Annotated in this window: 13 protein-coding genes; 9 read left to right on the forward strand and 4 right to left on the reverse strand. The window is 63.7% G+C overall.

Annotation, left to right across the window (positions count from 1 at the left end):
- Positions 1 to 159 precede the first annotated feature (159 nt).
- The 4 genes from bglX to LOY42_RS20940 all read left to right on the forward strand — a co-directional run bounded on the left by bglX (position 160) and on the right by LOY42_RS20940 (position 7,237).
- Positions 160 to 2,451, forward strand: coding sequence for a beta-glucosidase BglX (gene bglX / locus LOY42_RS20925; RefSeq protein ID WP_258599117.1), 2,292 nt, complete (start codon positions 160 to 162; stop codon positions 2,449 to 2,451).
- A 111-nt stretch (positions 2,452 to 2,562) separates the two neighbouring features.
- Positions 2,563 to 4,320, forward strand: a complete 1,758-nt coding sequence (locus tag LOY42_RS20930; RefSeq protein ID WP_102682755.1) for an ATP-binding protein — start codon at positions 2,563 to 2,565, stop codon at positions 4,318 to 4,320.
- Positions 4,314 to 5,648, forward strand: a complete 1,335-nt coding sequence (locus LOY42_RS20935; protein ID WP_102682756.1) for a sigma-54 dependent transcriptional regulator — start codon at positions 4,314 to 4,316, stop codon at positions 5,646 to 5,648. The genes LOY42_RS20930 and LOY42_RS20935 overlap by 7 nt, the downstream gene beginning before the upstream one ends.
- Before the next feature lie 269 nt (positions 5,649 to 5,917).
- Positions 5,918 to 7,237 (forward strand): MFS transporter, encoded by a 1,320-nt coding sequence (locus tag LOY42_RS20940; protein ID WP_110697667.1) that lies wholly within the window; start codon positions 5,918 to 5,920, stop codon positions 7,235 to 7,237.
- Between the two features lie 63 nt (positions 7,238 to 7,300).
- Here LOY42_RS20940 and LOY42_RS20945 read toward each other — a convergent pair.
- A protein-coding gene (locus LOY42_RS20945; RefSeq protein ID WP_258598537.1) for an IS3 family transposase occupies positions 7,301 to 8,520 on the reverse strand; the annotation gives its coding sequence in 2 pieces (ribosomal slippage) (positions 7,301 to 8,172 and positions 8,172 to 8,520; 1,221 coding nt in all).
- 169 nt (positions 8,521 to 8,689) lie between these two features.
- Between LOY42_RS20945 and LOY42_RS20950 the strand changes: the two genes are divergently transcribed.
- The 3 genes from LOY42_RS20950 (at position 8,690) to LOY42_RS20960 (ending at position 11,227) form a co-directional block, all read left to right on the forward strand.
- The gene (locus LOY42_RS20950; RefSeq protein ID WP_110697665.1) at positions 8,690 to 9,841 is read left to right on the forward strand and encodes a Fic family protein; all 1,152 of its coding nucleotides are present in this window, start codon (positions 8,690 to 8,692) and stop codon (positions 9,839 to 9,841) included.
- Between the two features lie 335 nt (positions 9,842 to 10,176).
- On the forward strand, positions 10,177 to 10,503 hold the full coding sequence (locus LOY42_RS20955; protein WP_139669452.1) for a hypothetical protein: 327 nt from the start codon (positions 10,177 to 10,179) through the stop codon (positions 10,501 to 10,503).
- 118 nt (positions 10,504 to 10,621) lie between these two features.
- On the forward strand, positions 10,622 to 11,227 hold the full coding sequence (locus tag LOY42_RS20960; RefSeq protein ID WP_139669450.1) for a flavin reductase family protein: 606 nt from the start codon (positions 10,622 to 10,624) through the stop codon (positions 11,225 to 11,227).
- Here LOY42_RS20960 and LOY42_RS20965 read toward each other — a convergent pair whose 3' ends face one another.
- Together LOY42_RS20965 and LOY42_RS20970 are read right to left on the reverse strand one after the other, a co-directional pair.
- Complete coding sequence (locus LOY42_RS20965; RefSeq protein ID WP_258599119.1) at positions 11,228 to 11,461, reverse strand: hypothetical protein; 234 nt, start codon at positions 11,459 to 11,461, stop codon at positions 11,228 to 11,230.
- Between the two features lie 42 nt (positions 11,462 to 11,503).
- Positions 11,504 to 11,797 (reverse strand): putative quinol monooxygenase, encoded by a 294-nt coding sequence (locus LOY42_RS20970; RefSeq protein WP_258599121.1) that lies wholly within the window; start codon positions 11,795 to 11,797, stop codon positions 11,504 to 11,506.
- A gap of 201 nt (positions 11,798 to 11,998) precedes the next feature.
- Here LOY42_RS20970 and LOY42_RS20975 point away from each other — a divergent pair, with 201 nt between their 5' ends.
- The gene (locus tag LOY42_RS20975) at positions 11,999 to 12,919 is read left to right on the forward strand and encodes an AraC family transcriptional regulator (protein ID WP_139669446.1); all 921 of its coding nucleotides are present in this window, start codon (positions 11,999 to 12,001) and stop codon (positions 12,917 to 12,919) included.
- Between the two features lie 160 nt (positions 12,920 to 13,079).
- On the opposite strand, the gene LOY42_RS20980 is transcribed toward LOY42_RS20975, so the two are convergent.
- Entirely contained in the window at positions 13,080 to 14,717 is a 1,638-nt protein-coding gene (locus LOY42_RS20980) for a 5-guanidino-2-oxopentanoate decarboxylase (RefSeq protein WP_258599123.1), read from the reverse strand.
- Positions 14,718 to 14,829: 112 nt separating this feature from the next.
- Here LOY42_RS20980 and LOY42_RS20985 point away from each other — a divergent pair, with 112 nt between their 5' ends.
- A complete protein-coding gene (locus LOY42_RS20985; RefSeq protein ID WP_139669444.1) occupies positions 14,830 to 15,696 on the forward strand; it encodes a LysR substrate-binding domain-containing protein in 867 nt (288 codons plus the stop codon).
- The last annotated feature ends 35 nt before the right edge of the window (positions 15,697 to 15,731 follow it).

Genomic DNA, 15,731 nt, shown 5'->3' on the forward strand with positions numbered 1-15,731 from the left:
CGGGTGGGCGAGAGTGTATCTCAACAAATGCCTCATATAAGGCATAATCCGCGACTGCGTCGGATCATGGATGAATGATCCACAACACGGCCAGCGGACACGACAACAACAGGCATACGAAACGTCTCGGCCCACCGCTATCACTCGACAACGGAATTGATGATGAAACTGTCTTTGCTGGGCCTGGCCATGGGCCTTGCCAGTCAGGCGGCCCTTGCCGCCCCTATCGCCCCGCCCCTGCAGGACAAGCAGGCGTTCGTCGACCATCTGATCAGCCAGATGACCGAGGCCGAGAAGATCGGCCAGCTACGCCTGATCAGCATCGGCCCCGAGATGCCCCACGCGAAGATCCGCGAGGAAATCGCCGCCGGACGCATCGGCGGCACCTTCAACTCGCGCACCGCCCCGGAGAACCGTCCGATGCAGGACGCGGCCATGCGCAGCCGCCTCAAGATCCCGATGTTCTTCGCCTACGACACCATCCATGGCGAACGCACCATCTTCCCGATCGGCCTGGGCCTGGCCTCGTCCTGGGATATGGACGCCATCGCCAAGGTCGGCCGCACCTCGGCCGTCGAGGCGGCCGCCGACTCGCTGGACATGACCTTCGCACCGATGGTCGACATTGCCCGCGACCCGCGTTGGGGGCGCACCAGCGAAGGCTTTGGCGAGGACACCTACCTGACTTCGAAGATCGGCCAGGTGATGGTCAAGTCGTTCCAGGGGTCGAGCCCGGCCAATGCCGACAGCATCATGGCCATCGTCAAGCACTTCGCCCTGTACGGCGCCGTGGAAGGGGGCCGCGACTACAACACGGTCGATATGAGCCTGCCGAAGATGTACAACGACTACCTGCCGCCCTACCGCGCCGCGCTCGACGCCGGTGCTGGCGGGGTGATGGTGGCGCTGAACTCGATCAACGGCGTGCCGGCCACGTCCAACACCTGGCTGATGAACGACTTGCTGCGCAAGCAGTGGGGCTTCAAGGGCGTGACCATCAGCGACCACGGCGCCATCCAGGAACTGATCCGCCATGGCGTGGCCCGTGACGGCCGCGAAGCCGCCAAGCTGGCGATCAAGGCCGGCATCGACATGAGCATGAACGACACCCTCTACGGCGAAGAACTGCCTGGGTTGTTGAAGTCCGGTGAGGTCAGCCAGGCAGAACTGGACCAGGCAGTGCGTGAAGTGCTGGGCGCCAAGTACGACATGGGTCTGTTCAAAGACCCCTACGTGCGCATTCCAAAGCCTGAGACCGACCTGAAGGACTACTACGCCGAGGACCGCCTGCACCGCGAAGCCGCGCGTGACGTGGCACGCCGCGGCCTGGTGCTGCTGGAAAACCGCGAGCAGACCCTGCCCCTGAAAAAGGCCGGCACCATCGCCGTGGTCGGCCCACTGGCCGATGCGCCGATCGACATGATGGGCAGTTGGGCCGCCGACGGTAAACCGCAGCACTCGGTGACCGTGCGTGAAGGTTTGCGCCGCGCCGTCGAAGGCAAGGCCAAGCTGGTGTACGCCAAGGGCTCGAACGTCACTGGCGACAAGGCGATGTTCGATTACCTGAACTTCCTCAACTTCGACGCCCCGGAAATCGTCGACGACCCGCGTCCGGCCGCGGTGCTGATCGACGAAGCGGTCAAGGCCGCCAGGCAATCGGACGTGGTCGTGGCCGTGGTCGGCGAGTCCCGGGGCATGTCCCACGAGTCCTCAAGCCGCACCACCCTGGAGATCCCCGCGGTACAACGCGACCTGATCAAAGCGCTCAAGGCCACCGGAAAACCCTTGGTGCTGGTGCTGATGAACGGCCGTCCGCTGTCGATCGCCTGGGAACGCGAGCAGGCCGACGCCATCCTTGAAACCTGGTTCAGCGGCACCGAAGGCGGCAACGCCATCGCCGACGTACTGTTCGGCGACTACAACCCGTCCGGGCGGCTGGCCATCACCTTCCCGCGTTCGGTCGGGCAGATCCCGATGTACTACAACCACATACGCATCGGCCGCCCGTTCACCCCAGGCAAGCCGGGCAACTACACCTCGCAGTACTTCGAGGAGCCAAACGGCCCGCTGTATCCGTTCGGCTACGGCCTGAGCTACACCAGCTTCGAACTGTCCGACCTGACCTTGTCGCAGACCGAGCTAAAGCGCGGCGCGACCCTCAAGGCCAAGGTCGTCGTGAAGAACACCGGCAAGCGTGACGGCGAGACCGTGGTGCAGCTGTATATCCAGGACCAGAGCGCGTCGATGAGCCGCCCGGTGAAGGAGCTGAAGAACTTCCAGAAGCTGATGCTCAAGGCCGGCGAGTCGCGAACCTTGACTTTCGACATCAGTGAGCAGGATCTGAAGTTCTACAATGGCCAACTGCAGCACGTTGCCGAGGCTGGCCAGTTCAACGTGCAGGTCGGCCTCGATTCCGAAGCGGTGCAACAGCAGAGCTTCGAGCTGCTGTAAGCCAGACCCGGCCCCATCGCGGGACAAGCCCGTTTCCACACATCACGCTGTGGAAGCGGGCTTGCCCCGCGAAGAGGCCGGCACAGACAACCGCAACCCCGGATCCGCCCCATGCCCTCATCCTTCCGCACCCTGCGCCTGGGTTTGATCATCCTGCTGATCCTGGTCGGCACCACACTCAGCGCCGGCTGGGCCATGCACCAGGCCAAGCGCGAGGCGATGGCAACCGACGCCCGCCGGGCCGGCCAGCAACTGGGCCTGTATGCCAACGCCCTGCATACCCTGATCGAGCGCTACCGTGCATTGCCTGCGGTACTGGCGCTGGACCCTGAACTGATCGCCGCCCTGCGCGGCCCGGTTACCGAACAGGTGCAGGACGCCCTGAACCGCAAGCTCGAACGCATCAACGGCGCCGCCAACTCTTCCACCCTGGAGCTGTTGGACCGCACGGGCCTGGCCATCGCGGCCAGCAACTGGCGCCTGCCGACCACCTATGTCGGTTCCAACTACGGCTTTCGCCCCTATTTCAAACAGACCCGCAGCCAGGGCAGTGGCCGCTTCTACGCCGTCGGCGTGACCAGCGGCGTGCCAGGTTATTTCCTGGCGAGCGCGGTGAACGACGAACATGGCCGCTTCCTCGGCGCCATGGTGGTCAAGCTGGAGTTCCCGGAGCTCGAGCGCGAGTGGCGCCAGGGCAACGACATCCTGCTGGTCAGCGATGCCCGCGGCATCACCTTCATTGCCAACCAGGACGGCTGGCGTTACCGCGAACTGCAACCGCTGTCCGGTGCCGACCGCGCCGAGCTGGCGGAGACCCGCCAGTACGACAAGCAGCCGCTGGTGCCCCTGCAGCACCAGGCCCTGACTCGCTTCACCGACACCAGCCACCTGACCCGCGTGCAAGGCCCGGATGGCACCGCCGAGTACCTGTGGGAGCGCCTGCCCCTGGAGGCCGAAGGCTGGACCCTGCACCTGTTGCGCAAGCCGCAGGTCGCCGAGGATGGGCGCAACGCCGCCCTCGCCGCCGCGGCGATCTGGCTGAGCCTGGTGTTCGCCGCGCTGTTCGTCAGCCAGCGCCTGCGCCTGGCCCGTCTGCGTCAACGCAGCCGCGAGGAGCTCAAGCGCCAGGTCGAGGAGCGTACCCGCGAGCTGCGCACGGCCCAGGAAGGCCTGGTGCAGTCGGCCAAGCTGGCGGCGCTGGGGCAGATGTCGGCCGCGCTGGCCCACGAGATCAACCAGCCTCTTACCACCCAGCGCATGCAACTGGAAACCTTGCGCCTGCTGCTTGATCATGGCCGTCATGACGAAGCCCGCCAGGCCCTGGAACCGCTCGAGCAGATGCTCAGTCGCATGGCCGCGCTCACCGGCCACCTGAAAACCTTCGCCCGCAACAGCCCCGGAGGCCTGCGCGAACGCCTGGACCTGGCCACCGTGGTCGACCAGGCATTGCACCTGCTGGACACTCGCATGCGCGCCGAAAACGTCGAGGTGGCGCTGTACCTGGCGCGCCCGGCCTGGGTCCGTGGCGATGCGATCCGCCTGGAGCAAGTGCTGATCAACCTGCTGCGCAACGCCCTCGACGCCATGGCCGACAAGCGCTACAAACGCCTGGAGATCCGTATCGAGGCGGACGATGCGCAGTGGCGCCTGAGCGTGCTCGACTCCGGTGGCGGCATCCTCGACACCGACCTTTGCCGGGTCTTCGACCCGTTCTTCACCACCAAGCCGGTCGGCGAGGGCCTGGGCCTGGGCCTGGCCATCTCCTACGGCATCGTCATCGATGCCGGCGGCCACCTGCAGGTCGAGAACCTGCCGGGGGGCGCCCGCTTCAGCCTCACCCTGCCCCGCGACCTGGAGACGGTATGTTGAATTCAGTGATCGTTGTCGATGACGAAGCCAGCATCCGCGCTGCGGTGGAACAATGGCTGAGCCTGTCAGGCTTCAACGTGCAGCTTTTCGAGCGTGCCGAGGAGTGCCTGGCGCAACTCCCGGCGCACTTTCCCGGCGTGATCCTCAGCGACGTGCGCATGCCCGGCATGTCCGGTCTGCAGTTGCTCGACCGGCTCCAGCAGGCCGACCCCGACCTGCCGGTGATTCTGCTCACCGGCCACGGCGATGTGCCCATGGCGGTGGAGGCGATGCGCAACGGTGCCTACGACTTTCTGGAAAAGCCCTTTACCCCACAGCACCTGATGGGCAGCCTGCGCCGGGCCCTGGAAAAACGCCAGCTGGTCCTGGAAAACCGCCGCCTGCATGAGCAGGCCGACCTCAAGGCCCAGCTGGAGAACACCTTGCTGGGCATGTCCCAGGGGTTGCAGCAACTGCGCCGACAGGTGCTGGAGCTGGCCAGCCTGCCGGTCAACGTGCTGATCCGTGGCGAAACTGGCAGCGGCAAGGAGCGCGTGGCGCGCTGCCTGCACGACTTCGGCCCGCGCGCCGACAAACCCTTTGTCGCGCTAAACTGCGCGGCCATCCCCGAAACATTGTTCGAAGCCGAACTGTTCGGCCATGAAAGCGGCGCCTTTACCGGCGCTCAGGGCAAGCGCGTCGGCAAGCTGGAGTACGCCAATGGCGGTACGGTATTCCTCGACGAGATCGAGAGCATGCCCCTGGCCCAGCAAGCCAAACTGTTGCGGGTGATCCAGGAGCAGAGGCTTGAGCGCCTGGGGGCCAACCAGAGCATCGCCGTCGATCTGCGCATCATCGCCGCGACCAAACCGGACCTGCTTGAAGAGGCCCGTGCTGGGCGCTTTCGCGAAGACCTGGCGTACCGCCTCAACGTTGCCGAGCTGCGCCTGGCACCGCTGCGCGAGCGCCGTGAAGACATCCCGCTGTTGTTCGAACACTTCGCTCGCACCGCTGCCGAACGCCTGGGCCGCCATGCCCCACCGGTCGGCGGAGGACGATTGGCGCAGCTGCTGGCCCACGACTGGCCGGGCAATGTGCGTGAGTTGGCCAATGCTGCCGAACGTCATGCCTTGGGGCTGGATTCGCAGAACCTTGAGAGCCTGCCAGGCGGGCAGTCGCTGGGCGAACAGATGGAGGCGTTCGAAGCCCAATGCTTGCGTGCGGCGCTGCGCCAGCACCGGGGCGAGATCAAGGGGGTGATGGAGGCGCTGCAACTGCCGCGGCGTACGCTGAACGAGAAGATGCAGCGCCATGGCCTGGTGCGTGAGGACTTTCTCGGCAACGAATGAGCGGATTTCCGCTTATCGGTCCAGGCAAATGAGCGGAAGTTCGCTCACTGCATGCTGAATCGCCGGGACTGCCTGGCAGCCCATCGCTGGCAAGCCAGCGCCCCCCAGGCACCATGCAAGCCAGATACGGTGGGAGCTGGCTTGCCAGCGACAGGGCACAAGACGCCCCCAAATGGACCACCAAGCACCCATTTGGCACACCTCCTGCAGAACCCTTCTCAAGCTGCGCCCCGAGCGCGCTCCACAAAAACAACGAGAAGGTATCCCTGATGGATAACGCCAGCACTCTGCCCACCGGGGCGGCCGTTGCGCCCGCCGCGGAAAAGTCCACCGCCAGCCGCCTCAAATCGATCTTCAGTGGTTCCATCGGCAACATGGTCGAATGGTACGACTGGTACGTCTACGCCGCATTCTCGCTGTACTTCGCCAAGGCTTTCTTCCCCGCCGGCGACACCACCGCCCAACTGCTCAACACCGCCGCAATCTTTGCCGTGGGCTTCCTCATGCGCCCGATCGGTGGCTGGCTGATGGGCCTGTACGCCGACCGCAAGGGCCGCAAGGCGGCGCTGATGGCCTCGGTGCTGCTGATGTGCGCCGGCTCGCTGGTCATCGCGCTGACGCCGGGCTACGAGACCATCGGCGTCGCCGCACCGGTCCTTCTGGTCATCGCCCGCCTGATGCAGGGCCTCTCGGTAGGGGGTGAATACGGCACCTCGGCCACCTACCTGAGCGAGATGGCCAGCAAGGAGCGCCGCGGCTTCTTCTCCAGCTTCCAGTACGTCACCCTGATCTCCGGCCAGCTCATCGCCCTGGCGGTGCTGATCGTCCTGCAGAACACGCTGACTACCGAGGAGCTGTACGCCTGGGGCTGGCGCGTACCATTCGTGATCGGCGCGCTGTGCGCGGTGGTCGCCCTGTACCTGCGCCGTGGCATGGAAGAGACCGCCTCCTTCACCAAGAAGGAAAAGTCCAAAGAGAACCTGATGCGCACCCTGATGCGTCATCCCAAGGAACTGATGACCGTGGTCGGCCTGACCATGGGCGGTACCCTGGCCTTCTACACCTACACCACCTACATGCAGAAGTACCTGGTCAACACCGTAGGCATGAGCATCAGCGACTCGACCACCATCTCGGCGGCCACGCTGTTCCTGTTCATGTGCCTGCAGCCGGTGATCGGCGGCCTGTCCGACAAGATCGGCCGGCGCCCGATCCTGATCGCCTTCGGTGTGCTCGGCACCCTGTTCACCGTACCGATCCTCAGCACCCTGCACACCATCCAGACGTGGTGGGGCGCGTTCTTCCTGATCATGGCCGCATTGATCATTGTCAGTGGCTACACCTCGATCAACGCCGTGGTGAAGGCCGAGCTGTTTCCCACCGAGATCCGTGCCCTGGGCGTGGGCCTACCCTACGCGCTGACCGTGTCGATCTTCGGCGGCACCGCCGAGTACGTGGCCCTGTGGTTCAAGAGCAACGGCATGGAGACCGGTTTCTACTGGTACGTCACCGCCTGCATCGCCTGCTCGCTGCTGGTGTACGCGACGATGAAGGACACCAAGCAGCATTCGCGGATCACCACTGACTGATCCCTGCTCGCCAATGTCTAGTCCTGAAATAGGTTTACACCTGTTCAGGTAGGCCGACAGACCTCAAAACGCCCGATGCACCGCATCGGGCGTTTTGTTTTTCAGGGCCATATGAGACCGTTCTGTGTTGTAGATCTGCACTGCCTCATCAACCATCTTCCTCGCCTGCTCAAGATCTTCAGGGATCCTCAACAACAGCTCCGTCTTGAGGATTCCGTTGATGCGCTCCGCCAGCGCGTTCTGATAACAGTCATACCCATCAGTCATGGAGCACTGAACGTCGTGCCGTTGGTGCAGTGACTGGTACAGCGTCGAGCAGTATTGGATGCCTCGATCCGAATGATGGACTAATGGCTGGCGACGACGTCGCTTTCGTAAGGCCTGCTTGAAGGCTTGCGCCACTGACTCGGCATGCAGGCTTTCATGGACGTGGTGGCCAACAATTTTCCTGGAGTACGCATCCGTTACCAGGCTCAGATACAGCGGGCCGTTACGTGCGGGCAGATAAGTAATGTCGGCAACCCAGACGTGCTCTGGCCTTGTCGGTACGACTTGGCTTGGGCCGGGCTTAAGTAAGTTGGGATGACGGTAGAAGCGATGAAAGCTCTGCGTTGTCTTGTGATACGCCCGCTTAGGCAGCACTAGCAAGCGGCGCTCACCCAAGACCTGGAAAAGCCTGTCTCGGCCGAGCTGGACTCGTCTGTCAGGTTGGCAATGCAGCAGATAGTGCAGCTTGCGTGTACCCAGACGAGGCTGGCGCATCCGGATTTGCTGTACGAACTCAACCACTCGATCCGTCTGGCGCTCTTTGTCATCAGCGGCTTGGTTGCGCTTGTAGTATGCCTGTCGACTGATGCCTAGAAACTGACAAGCCCTGGCAATGCTCAGTCCTGCGACTTGACCTTGCGTGAGGACTTGCCGGATCGCTTTTTTACGACCGATACACCGTAGTCATTTTTCAGAACATCAACGACCGTCTCAAAGAACTGAGCCTTCTGACTCATCAGCTCAAGCTGCTGCTCAAGCTCTTTGATTCGCTGCTCTGGAGTGAGCGTTTTGGGGTCAGACATCGCGCAGCTCCTCTCGTCGCGGATCGAGGCCCCCTGGCTCCAATCCTGCCGACCGTGCTTACGCAACCATACCAGAACCGTAGATTTTCCTTGGATGCCGTACCGCTCCCGGGCCTGGGTGCAGGTCAGCTCGCCTTTTTCGATCTGATCGACCACTGCCAATTTAAAAGACAGCGAGTAATCACGCTGTGTGCGCTTTACACCTTGATCCATCTGACTCTCCGGAAATTCGGGATGGGAGGTGTAAACCTTATTCAGGACGGGACACAAACGTGAAAAAGGGGCGCTACGGTTGACGGAGCGCCCCTTTTTAATAGGCGTGTCCCAAACAATAGCGCTATTCGGCTCACAACATGAGCTGAATAGCGCTATTATTCGGCTCATGACCTCAAAACAGCACACCGCTGCAGACACCTTCTGGGTGTGGCAGCAGGCCGACTGGCCCGGCTTTCGCTGGAACGAGTCGCAACTTGCCCCCTTGCTCAGGGACTGCGTCCAGGCGCAGGGTTGCCTGCTGGGCAGAGCGGGAGCAGTGACCGAGGCCAATGCCAACCTGGACACGCTCGATACCCTGTTGCAGAACATTGTCACGTCCTCGGCCATCGAGGGTGAACAGCTGAATGTGGAGTCCGTTCGCTCCTCCCTCGCCCGACGGCTTGGCATTGCCGAGCCGGGAACAACCACGACACGCAGCGAGGGCCTGGCCGAGCTGATGGTGGACGCGACCATGGGCTATGTTCGCCCACTGGATCAGCCGCGCCTGTTCCTCTGGCACCGCTGGCTGTTCCCCGAAACCGACGACTCGCTCGCACCTCCCCTGCCAATCGGCGCATGGCGCGACCATGCCCCGATGCAGGTGATATCGGGGCGTATCGACAAGCCCAAGGTGCATTTTGAGGCACCGCCACGCGCCGGCCTGGAGCAGCAGGTGCAGCAGTTCCTCGACTGGTTCGAGAGCAGCCGCCATGATCGGCAACTCGATCCCCTGCTGCGTGCGGGCCTGGCCCATTTCTGGTTCGTCACCCTGCACCCCTTCGCCGATGGCAATGGCCGCCTGACCCGCGCCATCACAGACCTGGCATTGGCCCAGGGCGAGCAGCGAGCGGTGCGTTTCTACGCCATGTCCAGCAGTATCCTGGAAGATCGCTCCGGCTACTACGCAGCCCTTGAAAGCAGCCAGCGCGGCGATCTGGACGTCACACGCTGGCTAGCCTGGTTCCTTGCCACCTTGCTGCGCAGCCTCCAGCAGGCGCTGGTGCGCATTGACCGGGTGCTGGCCAAGTCGCGCTTCTGGCTGATCCATCGGGGCGATGGTTTGTTGCCCGAACAGGTCAAGGTGCTCAATCGACTGCTCGATGGCGGGTCTCGCGGCTTCGAGGATGGCATCAGCGCCAGCCAGTACCAGGCCGTGGCCAAGGTCTCCAAGGCCACGGCCACCCGGCACCTGGCCGACCTGCTGCAGAAAAACTGCCTGGTTCGTCTGCCCGCTGGCGGGCGAAGTACCCGCTATACGGTGAACACCCAAGCGACCTGACGCTTGTACGAAATGACGCTACCGGACCAGGTGCAAGCCGCCTTGCGGTCTGTGCATGCCTCCCCAGGAACCGCTGCCGCCACGCCTTAATTTCCCATTAATTGTCTGGGCACATGCTGATATGGCCCTGTCGTCGGTCTGCGCTTTTCATTCTTGAGTTCCAGGGCTGATCGGCGAGCAGGGCGCCAGAAGACTGCATTGAAGGTCATTCACGCCCTAACCAATCTAATTATTAGATTTTTATCCATTATTTTTTGCGCTTTTTAATCAAATTTGCAGGCGTAATATTAAACCCATAGAAACAACAACCCCTGGCACTCATCGGAGCAACGACCATGAAAAACAAACTGATCCTTTCCCTCGCCCTGTCGGTACTGGCTACTGGCGCCTTCGCCGAAGACGGTTTCGATCGCACCAACGCCCACACCTTTGCCGCTGCACAGAGCCAGTCGGCCAACTACGCAGAAGATGGCTTTGATCGTACTGGCGGCCAGCGCTTCGCCGAAGACGGCTTCGACCGCACCGGCGGCCAGCGCTTCGCCGAAGATGGCTTCGACCGCACCGGCGGCCAGCGCTTTGCTGAAGACGGCTTCGACCGTACTGGCGGCCAGCGCTTCGCAGAGGATGGTTTCGACCGCACCAACGGCCACCGCATCAGCTGATCACTGATGCGCGCTACCAGCCCGGCTTCGGCCGGGCTTGATCATTTGCAGTTGAGCCAAGCCTTGGCACACTAGGCGCCTCGTCCCCCACCAGGAAGGGCCTCGCGGCCTTGCGCAGATGTACTACTACGAACCCGCCAAAGGCCACGGCCTGCCCCACGACCCGTTCAACGCCATCGTCGGCCCACGGCCCATCGGCTGGATCTCCAGCCATGATCGCGAAGGCCGCCTGAACCTGGCGCCCTACAGCTTCTTCAACGCCTTCAACTACATCCCACCGATCATCGGTTTCTGCAGCGTCGGGCGCAAAGACAGCCTGAACAACATCGAGCAGACCGGCGAGTTCGTCTGGAACCTGGCTACCCGGCCGCTGGCCGAGCAGATGAACCAGAGCTGTGCCGCGGTGGCGGCAGATATCGACGAGTTCGCGCTCAGTGGCCTGACCCCGGCCCTGTCCAACGTGGTCAAGGTGCCACGTGTGGGCGAGAGCCCGGTGAGCTTCGAATGCAAGGTCAGCCAGATCGTCCAGCTCAAACGCGCCGACCAGGAAACTGTCCCCAGCTGGCTGATCCTCGGAGAGGTAGTGGCGGTGCACATTGCCGAGCACCTGCTCAAGGACGGCATCTACGACACCGCCGCCGCCGAGCCGATCCTGCGTGGCGGCGGCCCGGCCGACTACTTTGCGCTGGGCGAGCTGTTCAAGATGGCCCGTCCACAGGTCTGATCAGAAGAGCAGTTCGCCTTCCTCGCCTACACCCTGCAGGCGTTCGAGTTCAGCACAAGCGGCCTCGTCGGCCGCGAGCGCCGACTGGAACACCTGCCCGTCGAGCACTTTGTGAAAGCGCGGCGCACCGCCCATGCCCAGGGCCTTCACGGCGATCGCCGCGTGGTAGCCGCCGCCTTGCACCGGGACCATCGCCGAGACCGCTTCGAAGTGGGGGAATTCTCTACGTGCCATGCTGCACTCCGCCTGAATGATGTAGGGGCGGCATTCTACACATCAGGCGAAGGTATGCAGGTCAAGGCTGCTGACCACCTGCGCCTGGACCAGCTCGCCAAACACCTCCAGGGTGGGCGAGGCGAAATAGCCGCTCATCGCCTGTTGGTCGCTCCAGCTGCCGCTGAGCAGCCACAGATCGGTATCGACCTGCGAACGCTGCACACTGAAACTCAGGCAGCCGGGCGCCCGCAGCGACGGCTCCAGCAGGTCGCGCAGGCGCATGCCGAGTTCCGCCGAACGACCGTTGCTGGCGCGGATGAAAGCCAGGTGAGTGACCGGTTGAGACTGGGTCATGAACGATCTCCTTGAAGCGCTACGGACGGGAAAACAGGCTGCCAAGATTAGGGCCCCGCCCTCGCGCGACGTTAGGCCATTACTGCCGAGCGATTGCCTGATCCTGCCGCGCGACAGGATCAGGCAATCGAACGACAGCATTCGACTAGCGCCCGACATTGCCCATACCTATGCTGGCCCGGTCAGTAGAGGAACCACGCCATGACCACGCTCCCGCCACCCGACTCGCCCCTTGAGCTGCAGCGCCAGGAACTGGCCGCGCTGATCCAGCGCCACGCCGGCCAGCCCCATGGCCCGGCGTCGGCCATCGAGGACCTTTACCTTACGTGCTACGAAGAGGAGATCCGCGGCATGCCCGCGCTGGCTCAACCGGCGTTGTGCATTCTTGCCCAAGGCAGCAAGACCCTGATCCTCGGCGACGAACATTACGCCTATGATCCGCTGCACTACATGGTGGTGTCGGTCACCCTGCCGATCAGCGGCGCCCTGCTCAAGGCCAGTCCCGAGCATCCCGCGCTGGGCTTGCGCCTGGACATCGACCCGGCGCAACTGAGCCAACTGATCGCCGAGAGCAGCCCGATGGTCGTGCCCAACCGGCCATCAGGTCTCGGCCTGTACGTGGAGAAAAGCGATCCGCAGCTTCTGGACGCGTTGATCCGCCTGATCAAACTGCTGGACTCGCCACGCGACATTGCCATCCTCGCGCCGATGATCCGCCGGGAAATCTTCTACCGCCTGTTGCGCGGCCCCCAAGGTTACCGTCTGTACGAAATCGCCCTGGCCAACAGCCAGACCCATCGGGTCTGCCAGGCGATTACCTGGCTCAACAACCATTATCACCAGCCGTTGCGTATCGAAGACCTCGCCCGGGAAGTGAACCTCAGCGTCTCCACCCTGCATCACCGCTTCAAGTCGGTGACGTCGATGAGCCCCTTGCAATACCAGAAGCAACTGCGCCTGCAGGAAGCCCGACGCCTGATGTTCAACGAGGGGTTGGAGGCTGCCGTGGCCGGTTACCGGGTGGGCTACGAGAGCCCGTCCCAGTTCAGCCGAGAATACAGCCGGTTGTATGGCGCGCCGCCGATCCGCGACGTGGCAAGGTTGCGCGCCAGCGCCAGCTGAGTGACCAACCACACCTGAGGGAGCAACTATCTTGTGTGGTTTGTAATGGCCTCATCGCTGGCAAGCCAGCTCCCACAGGGATGGCGCTTAACCTGAGGCGGCGCGATAGGGGTGGGAGCCGGCTTGCCGGCGAATCGAGGGCACAGCCCTCGTGGCGCAGTCAGCCTTGCACCGCCAACTGCCATTGCCCCTGATCCACCTGGATCAACGTCGGCCCCAGGCGCTCCACCGCTCGGCCCAGCGCCGCCTGCAACTGCGCCACGTCAGCCACCGACTCGGCGTCGGCCCCCAGCGCCCGCGCCACGCCGATGAAGTCCGGGGTGTGGATGTCCACACCGACCGGCTCGATCGCCCGATTGACCATGTACTTCTTGATTTCCTCGTACCCCTGGTTGTTCCACAGCAGCACGATCAGCGGCACCTGCGCCTCGACTGCACTGGCCAGTTCGGGCAGGGTGAACTGCAGCCCGCCATCACCGATCAGGCATACCGTGGGCGCACGCGCGGCGCGCACTTCGGCGCTGCCGAGCCAGGCGCCCATGGCCGCCGGCAACGCGTAGCCCAGCGTGCCGTAGCCCGTTGACGCGTTGAACCAGCGGCGTGGCCGGGTCATGTCCAGGGTCAGGTTGCCGGTGTAGACCGGCTGGGTCGAATCGCCCACCAGCACGGCATCCGGCAGGGTTTCCAGGATGCTGTTCAGCAAACGGGTCTGGCTCAAGGTCGGCTGGTCCCAGGTGGCTGCGTTTTCCTGGCGCAGTCGGGCGGCCCGAGCAGCGCCCCAGTGACCATCACGCAGTGGTTGCGCCTGCATGTGCAGGGCCACCAGCAGGGCCTCGGTCGCCTGTGCGGCATCGGCCACCAGGGCCAGTTCGGGCGGGTAGTTGCGCACCGTCTGGTCCGGGTCGATATCGATCCGCAGGAGGCTGCCGGGAATCTCGAAACCACCCTTGAACGTCACGTCGTAATCGGTCTCGGCCAGCTCGGTGCCGATGGCCAGCACTACGTCGGCCTCGGCCACCAGCGCACGGGTGGCCGGCAAAGTCTGGGTCGAGCCGATCTGCAGCGGATGGTTGGCCGGCAGCAGCCCCTTGGCATTGATCGTCAGCGCTACCGGCGCCTGCAGGTGCTCGGCCAGCCTGGCCAGCCCGGCGGCGGCGTCCAGGGCACCACCGCCGGCAAGGATCAACGGCCGGCGCGCCTTGGCCAGGCGCATGGCCATCTGCTGCACGGTCTGCGGCGCCGCGCCCGCCCGGGCGGTGCGCACCGGGCGGGCCGGTAGCAGGTGATCTGCGGGCTCCACCAGCACATCCAGCGGAATCTCGATATGCACCGGACGCGGACGGCCACCGTCGAACACTGCGAAAGCGCGAGCCAACACCTCGGGCAGATCGTCGGCACTCATCAAGGTATGCGAAAACGCCGCCACCCCTGCCACCAGCCCGGCCTGGTTGGGCAGTTCGTGCAACTTGCCGCGCCCGCCACCCAACTGACTGCGCGACTGCACGCTGGAAATCACCAGCATCGGGATCGAGTCGGCGTAGGCCTGGCCCATGGCGGTGGTGATGTTGGTCATGCCCGGGCCGGTGATGATGAAGCACACACCAGGCTTGCCCCGGGTACGCGAGTAGCCGTCGGCCATGAACCCGGCGCCCTGCTCGTGGCGCGGGGTGATGTGGCGGATCGAGGAGGCAGCCAGGCCGCGGTAGAGTTCCACGGTATGCACGCCGGGAATGCCGAAGACATGGTCGACACCATAGCCTTCGAGGAGTTTGACCAGCACTTCGCCACAGGTTGCCATCTTCGAGTACCCGATTCTTGTTGAGACTGGTGCTCATGGAACCAAGTGCCGACTACCGCCACAATGCAAAAAAACACATACTAGCCATGACCTCATATCATGGCTTGTCACAATGAAACGCCTGCCGCCCCTCCCCGCTCTGCACACCTTCCTGGTGACCGCGCAGCACTGCAACTTCACCCGTGCCGCGCAACAGTTGCATATCACCCAGGGCGCGGTCAGCCGACAGATCGCCGGGCTCGAGGAACATCTGGGCTATGCGCTGTTCCAGCGCCAGGCCCGTGGCCTGGCCCTGACCCGCGAAGGACAGGACTGGCTGCCTCGGGTGCAGCAGGTCTTCGCCCTGATCGAGCAAGGCGTGCGCGAAGTCGGCGGGCGCAGTACGACGCTGCAGCTCAAGGCGCCGACCTGCGTGATGCGCTGGCTGCTGCCGCGGCTATTGGAATGGCAGGCGCTACGCCCGGATGTGCCGGTGGAATTGACCACCACGGTGCAGCATGGCGTGGATTTTCGCCGCGAGGGCTTCGATGCGGCCGTTGTGTATGGCGCGGTGCCGAACCATGGGCTGCAGGTACGCAAGCTGTTCGATGAACAACTGACACCGGTCTGCGCACCATCGATATCTAGCGTCCCCTTGCAATTGCAGGACCTGGCGCGGCAGATGCTGCTGCACCCCTCTCGGGACGAGCACGACTGGCGGTTGTGGTTGCAGGCGGCCAATGCCGGCGTCGAACCCCAGGGACCGAAGCAGCACTTCGAGACACTGGACATGGCGATGGCCATGGCCTCCCAGGGGACCGGGATCGCCATCGGCGATTTCTCGCTGATAGGCGACGACCTGCGCGCCGGGCGTTTGTGCATGCCGTTCGAGCTGAAGGTGACGACCGGGAAGGGGTATTACCTGGTCAGCCCGTCGAAGAGCATGCCCACGGGGTTGGTCGAGTTGATGGAGTGGCTGCAGGCGCGTGCCCGCACATGACATCAATCGCGGGGCCCCGACTTGCCCCGCGATGC

This window comes from Pseudomonas sp. B21-023, from assembly GCF_024749165.1.
Lineage (GTDB): Bacteria > Pseudomonadota > Gammaproteobacteria > Pseudomonadales > Pseudomonadaceae > Aquipseudomonas.

What these genes read in the sequence shown, in the direction of transcription:
- bglX (WP_258599117.1), top strand. Translation starts at nt 160, where the DNA reads ATGATGAAACTGTCTTTGCTGGGCCTGGCCATGGGCCTTGCCAGTCAG.
- LOY42_RS20930 (WP_102682755.1), top strand. Translation starts at nt 2,563, where the DNA reads ATGCCCTCATCCTTCCGCACCCTGCGCCTGGGTTTGATCATCCTGCTG.
- LOY42_RS20935 (WP_102682756.1), top strand. Translation starts at nt 4,314, where the DNA reads ATGTTGAATTCAGTGATCGTTGTCGATGACGAAGCCAGCATCCGCGCT.
- LOY42_RS20940 (WP_110697667.1), top strand. Translation starts at nt 5,918, where the DNA reads ATGGATAACGCCAGCACTCTGCCCACCGGGGCGGCCGTTGCGCCCGCC.
- LOY42_RS20950 (WP_110697665.1), top strand. Translation starts at nt 8,690, where the DNA reads ATGACCTCAAAACAGCACACCGCTGCAGACACCTTCTGGGTGTGGCAG.
- LOY42_RS20955 (WP_139669452.1), top strand. Translation starts at nt 10,177, where the DNA reads ATGAAAAACAAACTGATCCTTTCCCTCGCCCTGTCGGTACTGGCTACT.
- LOY42_RS20960 (WP_139669450.1), top strand. Translation starts at nt 10,622, where the DNA reads ATGTACTACTACGAACCCGCCAAAGGCCACGGCCTGCCCCACGACCCG.
- LOY42_RS20965 (WP_258599119.1), bottom strand. Translation starts at nt 11,461, where the DNA reads ATGGCACGTAGAGAATTCCCCCACTTCGAAGCGGTCTCGGCGATGGTC.
- LOY42_RS20970 (WP_258599121.1), bottom strand. Translation starts at nt 11,797, where the DNA reads ATGACCCAGTCTCAACCGGTCACTCACCTGGCTTTCATCCGCGCCAGC.
- LOY42_RS20975 (WP_139669446.1), top strand. Translation starts at nt 11,999, where the DNA reads ATGACCACGCTCCCGCCACCCGACTCGCCCCTTGAGCTGCAGCGCCAG.
- LOY42_RS20980 (WP_258599123.1), bottom strand. Translation starts at nt 14,717, where the DNA reads ATGGCAACCTGTGGCGAAGTGCTGGTCAAACTCCTCGAAGGCTATGGT.
- LOY42_RS20985 (WP_139669444.1), top strand. Translation starts at nt 14,830, where the DNA reads ATGAAACGCCTGCCGCCCCTCCCCGCTCTGCACACCTTCCTGGTGACC.